General features: G+C 73.3%; 9 protein-coding genes. 8 read left to right on the forward strand and 1 reads right to left on the reverse strand.

The annotated features are described in order from the left end of the window. Window positions 1–49 precede the first annotated feature (49 nt). From ACFXDJ_RS07365 to ACFXDJ_RS07395, 7 genes are all read left to right on the forward strand, one after another. Window positions 50–1,486 carry a hypothetical protein gene (locus tag ACFXDJ_RS07365; protein ID WP_384662988.1) on the forward strand — a complete coding sequence of 479 codons (1,437 nt, stop codon included), beginning with the start codon at window positions 50–52 and terminating at the stop codon, window positions 1,484–1,486. Window positions 1,487–1,547: 61 nt separating this feature from the next. Next, entirely contained in the window at window positions 1,548–2,858 is a 1,311-nt protein-coding gene (locus tag ACFXDJ_RS07370; protein WP_384662987.1) for an AAA family ATPase, read from the forward strand. Next, on the forward strand, window positions 2,858–4,105 hold the full coding sequence (locus ACFXDJ_RS07375; RefSeq protein ID WP_384848281.1) for a VWA-like domain-containing protein: 1,248 nt from the start codon (window positions 2,858–2,860) through the stop codon (window positions 4,103–4,105). Before ACFXDJ_RS07370 ends, ACFXDJ_RS07375 begins: the two co-directional genes overlap by 1 nt. Before the next feature lie 40 nt (window positions 4,106–4,145). Further along, window positions 4,146–6,161 carry a prolyl oligopeptidase family protein gene (locus tag ACFXDJ_RS07380; protein WP_384848284.1) on the forward strand — a complete coding sequence of 672 codons (2,016 nt, stop codon included), beginning with the start codon at window positions 4,146–4,148 and terminating at the stop codon, window positions 6,159–6,161. A 235-nt stretch (window positions 6,162–6,396) separates the two neighbouring features. After that, a complete protein-coding gene (locus tag ACFXDJ_RS07385; protein WP_384848287.1) occupies window positions 6,397–6,717 on the forward strand; it encodes a hypothetical protein in 321 nt (106 codons plus the stop codon). 373 nt (window positions 6,718–7,090) lie between these two features. Next, window positions 7,091–7,438 carry a hypothetical protein gene (locus ACFXDJ_RS07390; protein ID WP_384658140.1) on the forward strand — a complete coding sequence of 116 codons (348 nt, stop codon included), beginning with the start codon at window positions 7,091–7,093 and terminating at the stop codon, window positions 7,436–7,438. Further along, on the forward strand, window positions 7,435–7,761 hold the full coding sequence (locus ACFXDJ_RS07395) for a neocarzinostatin apoprotein domain-containing protein (RefSeq protein ID WP_384658143.1): 327 nt from the start codon (window positions 7,435–7,437) through the stop codon (window positions 7,759–7,761). Before ACFXDJ_RS07390 ends, ACFXDJ_RS07395 begins: the two co-directional genes overlap by 4 nt. Window positions 7,762–7,765: 4 nt before the next feature. Here ACFXDJ_RS07395 and ACFXDJ_RS07400 read toward each other — a convergent pair whose 3' ends face one another. Beyond that, window positions 7,766–11,188: a molybdopterin-dependent oxidoreductase gene (locus ACFXDJ_RS07400; protein WP_384848290.1), complete on the reverse strand. Its 3,423-nt coding sequence runs from the start codon at window positions 11,186–11,188 to the stop codon at window positions 7,766–7,768. 315 nt (window positions 11,189–11,503) lie between these two features. Here ACFXDJ_RS07400 and ACFXDJ_RS07405 point away from each other — a divergent pair, with 315 nt between their 5' ends. Next, on the forward strand, window positions 11,504–12,967 hold the full coding sequence (locus ACFXDJ_RS07405) for an Ig-like domain-containing protein (protein ID WP_384658149.1): 1,464 nt from the start codon (window positions 11,504–11,506) through the stop codon (window positions 12,965–12,967). Window positions 12,968–12,998 lie beyond the last annotated feature (31 nt).

A 12,998-nucleotide genomic window follows, 5' to 3' on the forward strand; every position in this document is an offset into this window, starting at 1 on the left:
CTTACTTCGTTATGAGATCGGGGGACCCGTCCGCGCAAGGTGAGTGCTGATGCTCACTCAGACCGCATACGGGGATTCCCGCCCTTCCTTCTGGCTGCGCGTGCGCGAGTTCGCAGTGCCGCCGTCCATGATCGAGACTGCTACCGCCCGCCGGCTCGCCGGCGACTGGGCGGGGGCTTGCGCCGCCGCAGCCGTCGACATCGATTTCAATCTACGTTTCGTCGCACGCGCCCACGGCCGGGAACTGGCGGCCCGGCTCCGCGCCGATCTCCGCCACCTGGCTCCCGACCTGCTGCGCTGGCACATGCCGAGGATCGCTCCCGACGGACTGTTGCGCCCGGGGCTGACCATCACCCTGGCCCGGTACGAGGCCGCGCGGCGCGAGGGCGAACGCCCCGTGCACCTCGTCGCCCGGACTCCACCGGCCTGGGCGGACGCGGGCCAGCGGATCAGCCTCGCGCTGTGGGACGGATCCCGCGCACTCCACGAGACCGGCGCCGGCCACCATCCGCACGCCCGTCCCGACCGGCGGTTCCGTCTGGATCTGCACCGCCACCTGTGGGACGCGCGCAGGGCCGATGAGCTCCGGATCCGCTCCGGGGCCGGTCCGCTGACGGATCCCGGCCCGGGTCCGCACCGCGCTCCGCACCGCGATCCGGACCCCGAGGGGCTGGTGCCGCCGGGGCTGCGCTGTGCCGTCGGCCGTTGGGCGGCCGAGGCGGGGATCGTGCTCCGCTCCGAGGGGGGTTCCGATACCCAACCCGGCGGGACCGTCACCGTACGGGTCGGGGCGCGGCGCCGGCTGGACCTGCGTCTGGTCCCGGCCGGGGACGGCACCGGGCCGCCGGAGCTGCGGATCACGGCTGCTTCCGCCGACGCCCGCTCCGCTCCGTTGCCGGTGCTGCCCGACGCGGCGACCTGGGTGCTGCCCGACCTGGAACTGCTCCGCGACGGGCTCATCGACGCCGAGCGGCTGCATCCGCTGGTCGCCTCGGCCCTGGTCGCGGACCATGCGCCGGCCGGACCGGCGCCGGCCGCCGGCCGGGCGGGTGCGCCACACCTCGTGGAGTGCCGGGGCGCCGTGCACCGGATCGGGCTGGCCGACGGGGTACTGGTCCCGCTGGACCACGATCCGGCCGAGATCCGGCGAGAGGAACTGCTGGTCTCGCTGACCGGAACTCCGCTGCCCTGCCTCCAGGCCATCGACGCGGCCCACCGCCGTCCGGACTGCCTCACCGGCGTCCGCGAACGCCTCGACCACGGCGACACCGCCGGTGCGCTGGCCGTCGTAGAGGGTTTGTTGGGCCCTGACGCGCTGCTGCGCACCGGAGCCCTGCTGGACGAACTGGAGAGGGCCGCGCAACGGCGGATCGCGTACGGACTGTTCAGGGCGGGCCTCGCCGGACGGGGACCCGACCGGCTGCCTCCGAGGTCTCCCCGTCCCCGTGGCCACCGCTCGCACCCCAGGCACACGAACTCCCGCTGACCGGGGCCTCCTCCCCGTCCCTCCCCCATCGGCGCCCTCCCCTACCCAAAGGTGATCACGCATGCCCGAATTCAGCACATCTGCCACTCCCGAAGCTCCCGCGACCGCGACCGCGGCCGCGGCCGTGACCGTGACCGCCGCCACGGCCTCGGCCACGCCCCACGCCTCCCAACTCGACGTAGCCGGCGAGCTGCTGGCCCTGCTGCGCGACTCGGCCACCGAGCCACGCGCCGACAGCCAGCTGGAGGCGCTGACCCTGGCCGTCGCCGCCGACCTGCCCGTACTCCTGTGGGGCGAACCGGGCATCGGCAAGACCGCGGCCCTGACCCAGCTCGCCGCGTCCCTGGACCTTCCACTGACCACGGTGATCGCCAGCGTCCACGAGCCGTCCGACTTCTCCGGCCTGCCCGTCGTCGGAGACGATCCCGCGGTGCAGGGCGTCCCGATGGCCCCGCCGGACTGGGCGGTCCGCCTGGTGCGGGAGGGCCGGGGGCTGCTGTTCCTCGACGAGCTGTCCACCGCGCCGCCCGCCGTCCAGGCGGCCCTGCTCCGGCTCGTCCTCGAACGGCGCGTCGGCGCCCTGCGACTGCCGCCCGAGGTGCGGATCGTGGCTGCCGCCAACCCGCGGTCCTCGGCGGCCGACGGCTGGGAGCTGAGCCCGCCGCTGGCCAACCGGTTCGTCCACCTCCAGTGGGTCCACGACCACGAGGTCGTCGTACGGGGCCTCGGCGGGACCTGGCCCCGGGCGACCCTGCCCCGCCTCGATCCCGGGCGGCTGCCGGGAGCCGTGGACTTCGCCCGGCGTGCGGTGTGCGGGCTGCTCTCCGCCCGCCCCGGGCTCGTACACCGGCTGCCCAGTGGTGAAGCCCGCCGGGGCGGACCCTGGCCGTCGCCCCGCAGCTGGGAGATGACCCTGCGCCTGATCGCCTTCGCGACGGCCGCCGGATCCTCCCGGGACGTGCTGTCACTGCTGGTCAGGGGCACGGTCGGAGACGGTCCGGGGCTGGAGCTGCTGGCGGGCCTGGACCGGATGGACCTACCGGATCCCGAGGTGCTGCTGGCCGACCCGGCGGGCGCCGCCCTGCCCGAGCGCGGCGATCTGCGTCAGGCCGTGCTCGACGGGGTGGTCGAGGCGGTCCGCAACCGCCCCGAGAAGTCCAGGTGGGACGCGGCGTGGGCCCTGCTGGTCCGGGCGCTGGAGACCGGGGCCCCCGACCTGGTGGTCGTCCCCGCGACCGCGCTCGCCGCGCTGCGCCGTCCGGACTGGGACGTACCGGAGTCGATCGAGCGGCTCGCCGGCGTGGTCACCCTGTCCCGGCGGGCGGACCGGGCGACGGCCCGGGTCATGGCGGCCGCCTCGCAGGCCGGCTGATGGCCCGCGACGCGGACCCCGGCGCACCGGGGGCACTGGACCTCGACAAGCTCTTCGCCGCCCGGCTGCAGGCCGCCCGGGTCCGGCCCTACCTGGCGACGGCCCTGTTCGCCCTGAACGTCGTGGAGTCGCGGCGGGTGCCGACGATGGCCGTCGACCGGCACTGGCGTTGCTACGTCTCGCCGGCGTTCGTGGACCGGACCCCGCTGGAGGAACTGGCCGGGGTGTGGGTGCACGAGGTCTCGCACCTGCTGCGCGACCACCACGGCCGCGGTGACCGGGTCGCGCGGGAGCGGGGGCTGACCGGCCCGGGAGAACGGCTGCGGATGAACATCGCGGCGGACTTCGAGATCAACGACGACGTGTACGGCGACGGGCTCGCCCGGCCCCTGGGGGCGATCGATCCCGGTTCGCTCAGGCTGCCCCGGGGCCTCCTGATGGAGGAGTACCTGAGACTGTTCGGGCTCGGGCCGAGCACCCAGGACATGGCCTGGCTGGACTGCGGCAGCGGCGCCGACGGCCTGGAACGGGAGTGGGACCTGGGACCGGACGGCGCGCACGGTCTCAGCGAGCAGGAACGGGACGCGGTCCGCTTCCGTGTCGCGCAGGGCATCAGGGGCCGCCCCGGGGACACCCCGCAGGGGTGGAAGCGGTGGGCCGAGGAGGCGTTCCACCCGCCGCAGCAGTGGCGGGAGTTGCTGGGTGCGGCGGTGCGTTCGGCCACCTCCGGCTCCGGCGCGGGCGAGGACTACACCTACGGCCGGCCGTCGCGGCGCTCGGCCGGGCTGCCGGGCGTGGTCCTGCCGAGCCTGCGCCGCAAGCCGCCCCGGGTCTCCGTGATCATCGACACCTCGGCGTCGGTCAGTGACGCCGAGCTGGGCAGCGCGCTCCACGAGGTCGCCGCGATCTCCCGCGCCGTGGGCGGGCGCCGCGACCTGATCACCGTACTGCCGTGCGACGCGTCGGCCGAGATCGCACATACGTTGTCCCGTGCCGAGGGGATACCGCTGATCGGCGGCGGCGGTACGGATCTGCGGACGGGTTTCGCCAGGGCGGTGCGTGCTCAGGCCCGGCCCGACGTCATCGTGGTCCTGACCGACGGGCAGACTCCGTGGCCGAGCGCACAACCGTCGTGCCGGACGGTGGTGGGGCTGTTCCCCCGGTCGGGCGGGTCGTGGAGCGAGGACGATCCCTCCTACGTACCGGACGGGCCGCCCGCGTGGGCGCGCGTGGTCGACATCGGCTGACCTCAGGACGGGCCTCGCGTTCACTCTGCACACTGGGGCAATGATCGATGGTGACCCGAACCTGTGGCTGGAAGACCTGCGCGGCGAGGAATCCCTCGCCTGGGTGCGGGAGCGAAACGCCGAGACCGCCGAGCGGCTCACGACGGATCCCGGATTCCCGCGGCTGGCGGCGGAGTTGCGGGAGGTCCTGGACGACGAGGGGCGGATCCCCTACGTCCGCCGGCGCGGGAAGTACCTCTACGACTTCCGGCAGGACGCCGCGCACGTCCGGGGCGTCTGGCGCCGGACGGTCCTTGAGGAGTACCGCCTTGAGCAGCCCGCTTGGGAGACCGTGCTGGATCTCGACGCCCTGGCCGCGGCGGAGGGCCGGGAGTGGGTGTGGGCGGGGGCCGAGGTGCTGCGCCCCGGGTACCGCCACGCGCTGGTTCAGCTCTCCCTCGGCGGGTCCGATGCCGTGACGGTGCGCGAGTTCGACCTGGAGACCCTGCGGTTCGTCGAGGACGGGTTCCAGGTGGACGAGGCGAAGACCCAGATCGGCTGGATCGACGCCGATCACGTCTACGTCGGGACCGATCTCGGTCCCGGCTCCCTCACCGCCTCCGGCTACCCGCGCACCGTACGGCGGTGGCGGCGCGGCACCCCGCTCGCCGAGTCGGAGCTGGTCTTCGAAGGCGCGGCCGACGACCTGTCCGTGGGCGGCTGGTACGACCCGACGGAGGGGTACGGCCGTCATTTCCTGTCCCTGCAAAGGGACTTCTGGCACCGCGAGCTGTTCCTCCTCACGGACGGGAACCGGCTGACGAAGGTGGACGTGCCGGACGACGCCGAGAAGTACGTCCACCGGCAATGGCTGTTGGTCGTCCCGAAGACCCCTTGGTCGGGTCATCCGGCGGGTTCCCTGCTGGCGTTCGACTTCGAGGCCTTCCTCGGCGGAAACCGGGAAGCGGCCGCGGTCCTGTTCACTCCGGACGAGGCGACGTCGCTCGCCGGGCACTCCTGGACCCGCCACCACCTGATCCTCAAGACCCTCCACCACGTCGCGACCCGCATCGAGGTCCTCACCCCCGAGGCCGAAGGGCCCTGGACCCGCCGCCCGCTCGCGGAGGTTCCGTCGCTGGCCACCGCCACCATCACCGCCACCGACCCCCACGAGAGCGACGAGTACTTCCTCTGCGTCTCCGGGTTCCTCCAGCCGCCCACCCTGTACCGGGGCGAGATCGGCGGAGCCACCGAGGCGGTGAAACGGGCGTCCGTGCTCTTCGGCACCGAAGGCCTGTCCGTACGGCAGCACTTCGCCACCTCCGCGGACGGCACCCGCGTCCCCTACTTCGTGGTCGGACCCGACCGGGCCGAACCGGGACCGACCCTGCTGTACGGGTACGGGGGCTTCGAGGTCACCTTGACCCCCGAGTACGACGCGGTCCGCGGGCGGGCCTGGCTCGCTCGCGGCGGCACCTACGCGGTCGCCGGAATCCGGGGCGGCGGCGAGTACGGCCCCGGCTGGCACCACGCGGCCCTCAAGGCCGACCGGGAACGGGCCTTCGAGGACTTCGCCGCCGTCGCCCAGGACCTCGTGGACCGCAAGATCACCACCCCCGGACGGCTCGGCATCGAAGGGCGCAGCAACGGCGGGCTCCTCATGGGCGCGGTGACCGTGCGCTACCCCCACCTCTTCGGAGCCGTGGTCATCGGCTTCCCGCTCCTGGACCTCCTGCGCTTCCACCTGCTGCTCGCGGGCGCCTCCTGGACCGCCGAGTACGGCAACCCCGAGGACCCGGCGGACCTCCCGCACCTCGAAGCCCTCTCCCCGTACCACGGCTTCCGGGCGGACCGGGCGTACCCGCCGGTCCTCGTCATCACCGCGACCAGCGACGACCGCGTACACCCCGGGCACGCCCGCAAGGCGGCCGCCCGTCTGCGGGAACTGGGCCACCAGGTCCTCTTCCACGAGACCACCGCGGGCGGGCACGCCGGATCCACCGACAACGAACAGGCCGCCCGGGTCGAAGCGCTGACCCACACCTTCCTGTGGCAGCACCTCGCGGGCGGGGCCTGACCGGGTCCACTGGGTCGGCGAATCGGCGGATCGTGCACGCCGGCGACCGGACACAAAGGTTAATACGTTTCCATCATGACAGGTCAGACGCTGTTTTTGTAGGACGGAGGGCACATCCGATTTCCCTTGTTCAAGGCCCCGTTGGGATTTGAGAATCACCGTTATGAATTCCTCGGTGAACATCAATCACGACGCGGTACTGCGAGCCCGAGTGGCTCTTCTCGGATCGGGAACGATGCCGGCCAAGGAGGAAGTCGCGGCCTACCGGGTGCTCATCCACGTCAGCCCGCTCGCCTATCTGCCCCGAATCGTCGTGGCTCTCTGGGACTACAGCCGCCAGGAGTTCTCCGACCGGCCCGAAATCGTGCTGGCCCTGCACGCCGAATCCGTCGCGGCCGCACGGCGGTTGTACGCGATGGAACCGGAACGGGCCGGGCTGCTCGTCACATCTCTGGCCAAGTACCGGAAGAAGCTGGTGCTCTTCGGCCGCACCGGCGAACTCCGCGCGGTGGACGAGGAGATCGCCCTCGTCGTCCGGGCGGCGGACCTCATGTGATCCGGATCCGGCGGCGGGCCCGGCCCGTTGGCCGAATAGGCGGCCTGGCCGGGGGCAGCGAAGGGGCTGCCGAGCCGGGCGGTGCCGGGGAGCCTGGTGTCCGCGGACCGCACCGACGGGCGGATCAGCCAGGTGCGGCTCTTCTACGACGCCACGGCCACAGGGGGCCTGCCCTTCGTCTGGCAGCGCGAGCAGGACGCGCCGGACACCGCGTACGGGCCGTGGCGGCGGGTGAGCGCGGTGCCTGTGGGTGAGGTGCCCGCGGGTACGCAGCACCACGCCGTCGGCGCCGTCGAGAACGCGGCGGGCTCCCTGGAGGTGCGGTTCGCCGGCCGCGGCGGGTTCTGCCGAACGGTCCAGGACGGCGGTGCGGGTGGTGGCGGTACTGGACGGGGACATCGTCAGGTTCGCGCTCGCGGGCGGCCCGCCCAAGGCGTACGTCTGGGTCAAGCAGTGCGGACCCTCGGCGTCGGCGGCCACCTGCGACGATGCCACCGGCCGCCAGTTCCGGGTGTACCCGGACGGCACCTACGAGCTCGCGCCGAAGAAGCTGTACGCCCGGCTCGACACGCCGGCCGGGAGCTTCGACTGCCGTGCGGCATCGGCGGACCGTCCGTGTTCGCTCGCCCTCACGGACAACGACGGGGTCGTGCTCACCACCGTCTTTCGCTGCATTTCCGCCCGCACGGCGGCCCGGAAGCCCCGCCCACCCTCCGCGTGAGCCCGGACGGCGGGCTGGTGGACGGCAGTACGGTACGCGCGACGGGCAAGGGCTACGAGCCGCAGTACCACTCCCTGGTCATGGAGTGCGCCGCCGGCTCGACCGACACCCTCGGCTGCCGCCCCCGTAGCAGGCCCCCGGCCACCGACGACCACGGACGGCTCGACGAGCAGGTCGTCCTGTCGGCGGCCTTCACCAGCATCGACGGCCGCACCGTCGACTGCCGCGTCGCCGGCGCCTGCGAGCTGGTGGTGTTCGGCACCCGCGTCCGCGGCCCGGAGTGGGTCCGCCGGGCGCTGGAGTTCGCGCCCGCGACGGGGTGACCGGTCAGGCGTCCAGTACGAGGTCGGCGGCCGGGACGGACTGGCAGGTCAGGCAGTTGTCCTCGGGGAGGTCCTCGGACGGGGCGACGAGGTGGGTGACGGCCCCGTCGAGGACGGGGACGGCGCAGCTTTCGCACTGGCCGACCCGGCAGCCGTTGGGGAGTTCCAGTTCGGCCTTCTCGGCGGCGGCCAGGAGGGTGCCGTCGCCCTTGCGCCAGGTGAGTTCCCTGCCGGAACGGGCGAAGCGGACGGTGAACTCGGCGTCGTCGGGGACGGCGACCTCGCGGGTGGCCGCCTGGAACCTCTCGCTGAAGATCTCGAAGCGGGGTACTCCGCGCTCCTTCAGGGCGGCGGTGAGGGCGTCGATCATGGGCGGGGGGCCGCAGAGGTAGAAACGGGCTCGGCGGTCCACGAGCCCGGGGTCGATGTCGTCGACGGTGACGAATCCGGCCCGGTCGTAGTCCTCCCCCGCCACGTCCGCGGGCAGCGGGTTCGCGTAGTGCGTGACGACGCGCAGGACGGGGATCCGCGCGGCGAGCTCGTGGATCCGGTCCCGGAAGGGGTGGTCGGCGGAGTTCTCGCTCCCGTAGTGCAGGACGACCTCGGGGACGGTTCCGCCGGTGGCCGCGAGGGTTTCCAGATAACTCATGAAGGGGGTGATCCCGATGCCGCCCGCCATCAGCACCACGGGGGCGTCGGTGTGGGTGGGGAGGGCGAACCCGCCGCCGGGGGTGGCCAGATGGAGCCGGTCGCCGACCTTCAGCCGCCGGTGGACGTACGTGGAGAAGGTGCCGTCGGGGACGTGCCGGACGGCCAGGCGGTACGCCCGGCGCTCCGGGTCGATCGCCGGTCCGGTCAGGGAGTAGCTGCGCCCGCTCGGCGCGTCCATGACGGCGCCGTCCTCGTCCTCGGCGCGGACCGTCAGGTGCTGGCCGGGCCGGAAGTCGGGCAGGCGTCCGCCGTCGGCGGGCACCATGCGCAGGGTGCGCACGCCTTCGCCCTGGGGCTCGATGGCGGTGACGGTGAAGGGGCGGGTGCCGGCCCAGGCGCCGTCCGCCGGCGCCGGGGCGATCTCGCACACCGAGGAGCGCAGGGGTACCGATCCGCTGAGGGGGTCGGTGACGGTGTGGTCGACGAGGAGGTTGAAGTTGCTGCCCGACCCGCTGACCGGGTCGGCGCCGGGCAGGGCCAGGTCGGGGGCGTCCTGCCACCAGCCGAACTCGGCCACCACGACGGCCGGATGGAGCGAGGCGTCGTAACGGGCCCGCATGCGGATGCTGCCGCGCGGGGTGGCGAGGTCGACCCATTGACCCTCGCCGATGCCGCGCGCCCGGGCGGTCTCGGGGCTGATGTCCACGCTGGGTTCGGGTGAGCGGCGGCGCAGTGAGGTGATGCCGCGGTGCTGGCTGTGGACGAAGTAGCCGTTCTTCGCGCAGGAAAGCACCAGGGGGTGGTGCGGTCCGGGCGCGGCGGGTTCGCTGTGCTCGGGGACCGCCGGGTAGCCGTGCTCGGCCAGGCGCTCCGAGTAGAGCTCGACGCGGCGGGTGGGGGTCGCGAAGCCGCGTACGGCCGTCTCGTTCCCTGCGGCTTCCACCTCCGCGGCCGCCTCCGCTTCCGCGTACTTGCGGTGGCGGGCCGGCTGGGCGACCCGTACGCCGCCCTGTTCCTCGCGGAGCCGGTCGGTGGTCAGGCCCAGGGGGGCCAGCTGGTGGTTCCAGGCGGCCTCGATGTCCCCGTCGAAGAACTGCGCACCGAAGCCGAGGCGTTGGGCGAGGTCGAACACGATCTCCATGTCGGAGCGGGTCCCCCGCTGGGGCTCGACCATGCGCGGGCGTAGCTGTACGTGTTCGGCAGCGCGCTGGTCGATCTCGAAGCCGAAGCGCAGGGCTTCGTGTTCCCAGGCACTGTTGACGGGCAGCACGATGTCGGCGGTGGCGCTGGTCGGGTTGTGGAACATGTCGATGTGGACCTGGAAGTCCAGGGCGGACAGGGCGCGCGCGGTGTGGTCCGAACCGGGCTGTGAGACCACGAGGTTGGCGCCGAAGCCGATCAACGCCCTTACCCGGTACGGATCCGCGTGCTCGATCGCGCGCCGCAGGTCCCCGGCGTTGATCCAGCCCATGGCCTGCGGGCCGAGCGGGTGCTTGTCGAGGCCGAGGGCCTTGGCGCGCTGCCGGGGGTCGAACTGCCCCGGGTGGGAGGCGCCGTTGTAGGGCGGGGTGGAGAGCGGGACGTTGCCGCCGGGTGTGTCGTAGCTGCCGGTCAGCGCGTAGAGGGTGGCCATGGCCCGGTCGGTCTGGGTGGCGCCCGCGTGCTGGCCGACTCCCGTCCAGCCGTAGTACGCCACGGAGGAGGCCGACGCGATCGCGTCGGCGAGGGCCCGTATCTCCCGTTCGGGGATCCAGGTGGTGCGGGCCGTGCGGTCGGCGGGCCAGGCCGCGCAGGCGTCGGCGTAGTGCGCGAAGGCGGGGCGGCAGACGAGGCGCCCGGCCGGGGTGTCCACCTGGAAGTCCCCGCGCAGGGCGAACCGTTCGGGGCGCTCGGCCTTCCGCGAGGTGTCGTAGGGCGCGGGCGCAGCGGCGGTCTCGTCCCAGACGGCGAAGCCCTCGGCGTCCGCGCTTCCCGTCAGTTCGGCGGCGCGCAGGAACCGGCCGGTGTCCCCGCGCACGAGCAGCGGGCCGTTGGTCCAGGCCCGGACGAACTCCTCGTCGTACCGGCCTTGTTCGATGAGCAGGTTCGCCAGTCCGAGGGCGAGGGCGGCGTCGGTTCCGGGGCGCACGCGGAGCCATTGGTCGGCGTCGAGGGCGCTGGTGGAGCGGCGGGGGTCGACCACGGCCAGTTTCATGCCGCGTGCGTGGGCCCGGGCGATGGCGGCCGACTGCGAGAGCCAGGTCTTGGCGGGGTTGAAGCCCCACAGGACGGCCAGGTCCGCGTGGGCGTAGTCGGGCACGGGCAGCGGGGCGCCGAAGGTGAAGGCGTGGGCGCCGTCCTTGTGCCAGTTGCAGATCTCGGTGCTGTAGCAGGTGTTCGGGCTGCCGAAGTGGCGTACGAGGCGCTCGATCCACTCCAGGGAGTCGGCGAGTGCGGTGGCGGACGGCGAGGTCAGGGCGAAGGCCACGGCCTCGGGGCCGCTCTCGGCCGCGATCGAGGTCATCCGCGCGGCGATCTCGGTCATCGCCTCGTCCCAGCCGATCTTCTCCCAGCCGGGGTCCGGGTCCGTCTTGGGACGGGTGCGGCGCAGCGGGGAGGTCAGCCGGCGGGTGCTGTGCGCGATCTCCGGCGCCGAGCGGCCCTTGGGGCACATCGCGGCGCCCGTCGGATGCCCGCCGTCGGGCCGGACGCCGGTGAGCCGGCCGTTCTCGATCGTGTACACCGCACCGCAGCGGGATTTGCAGAGCGCGCAGAAACCGCGCTTTTCCTCGATCATCCTGCACACCTCTCGGGCTCGGGCACCGCGGTTTCCCATGAACATCGAAACATCCCGGGTCCGGCGGGTGGGCAGGCGAAGGTCCCGACGGGCGGTGCCGTCCGCCCCTTCCGGGCCCCGTCCCCCTGCCGGACGTGCTCCGTACGAGTTCTCTTCCGCGCCCGTTCGGCCCCACCGGCCGAGTACATGATCATCAGGCTGCCCGGAAATCGTTTTGATGCTGTCATCCGGCCGTGGGCGATCTGGGAGGGCTGCGTGACGACGATGCCATCGACACACCGAGCACGACTGCGGCGACGGGGCAGGACCTGGAGCATGGCCGGAGTGGCGGCCGGGGCGCTGCTCGTCGTCGCCGCCGCGCCGCAGCCCGATGGCGGGAGGCGGGCGGACACCGATCCCGCGGCCTCCGTGGAGCTGCTGGTCGGCCGGGTGCTGGACGAGGGTGACCGGCGGTGTGCGGTGGAGGCCTCCCGCGCCGAGCTGTGCGGCGGGCTCGAACAGGAACTGGTCCGGGCCACCGCGCGCGGAGCCGGTTCCGTGGTGCGCGATCCCGCTTCGCGGGGTGCGGCCCGGGCCGCCGCGCACACGGTCGTGCTGCCCACCGACGCCGCGGGCCCCCTCGACATCACCCTCGCCGGGCCGGGTCTGCTCACGTACGTCACCGTCCACGACGGGCACGGGCGCTATGTGGGCGGCGCGCTCGGCGCCCGGGGGCACCACTGGACCAACACCGAGCCGTTGCGGGCCGGCGAGACCTACACCGTCCGGGTCGGCGCGCAGAACGCGGCGGGTACGCCGGTGGGCGTGACCATGGCGTTCCGGACCGCTCCGCCGCCCGAGGACGGCAGGCTCACCGTCGAGTTCGGGCCCAGGCCCGGTACGTACGGGGCGGGGCAGATCGTCACGGCCTCCCTCAGCCACCCGGTCTCCGCCACCGACCCGGCCGCGCGGGCCAGGGTGGAGCGGGCGCTGCAGGTGACCTCGGAGCCGGCGGTCGAAGGGTCCTGGCACTGGGTCGACGAATCGACTCTGCACTACCGGCCGCGTACGTACTGGCCCGCGCACGCCGTGGTGAACGTACTCAGCGGGCTCGACGGGGTGGAGGTCGGCGAGCGGGAGTACGGCGGGCCCTCGGAGTCCCTGCGGTTCACCGTCGGGGAGCGGATCGAGGCGGTCACCGACGCCGCCGCCCACGAGATGACCGTACGGCGCAACGGCAAGGTCGTGCGGACCATCCCGGTGACCACCGGCAAGGCCGGATTCCTGACGCGCAGCGGCATCAAGGTCGTCCTGGGCAAGGAGCAGAAGGTCCGGATGCGCGGGGACACGGTGGGGATCAAGCGCGGCACGAGCGAGTTCTACGACCTGCCCGTCCTCTACGCGACCCGGGTGACCTGGAGCGGCGAGTACGTGCACGCCGCGCCCTGGTCGGTGGACGCGCAGGGCGAGGAGAACGTCAGCCACGGCTGCACGGGCATGAGCACGGCGGACGCGGCCTGGTTCTTCGACATGGTGCGCGAGGGCGACGTCGTGGAGGTGGTGAACAGCGGCGGCGAGCGGATGGCCCCCTTCGACAACGGCTTCGGGGACTGGAACCTGGACTGGGCGGCGTGGCGGGCGGGCAGCGCCCTGGGCGCCGCCGCTGAGTCCCCGCTCGCGTCGCACGCGTCGGCCTCCTCGGCCGGCTCTGCGGGCTCCGCCGCCTCTCGGGCCTCGGGCACTCCGGGCACGCAACTCGCGTCGGTGCACGGGCCGTCCCGGCTGCGGCCCCTGACCTGAGACGGGACGGGACGGGCGGGCCGGTGTGGCG

The sequence above is a fragment of the Streptomyces sp. NPDC059443 genome (genome assembly GCF_042750105.1).
Classification (GTDB): domain Bacteria; phylum Actinomycetota; class Actinomycetes; order Streptomycetales; family Streptomycetaceae; genus Streptomyces.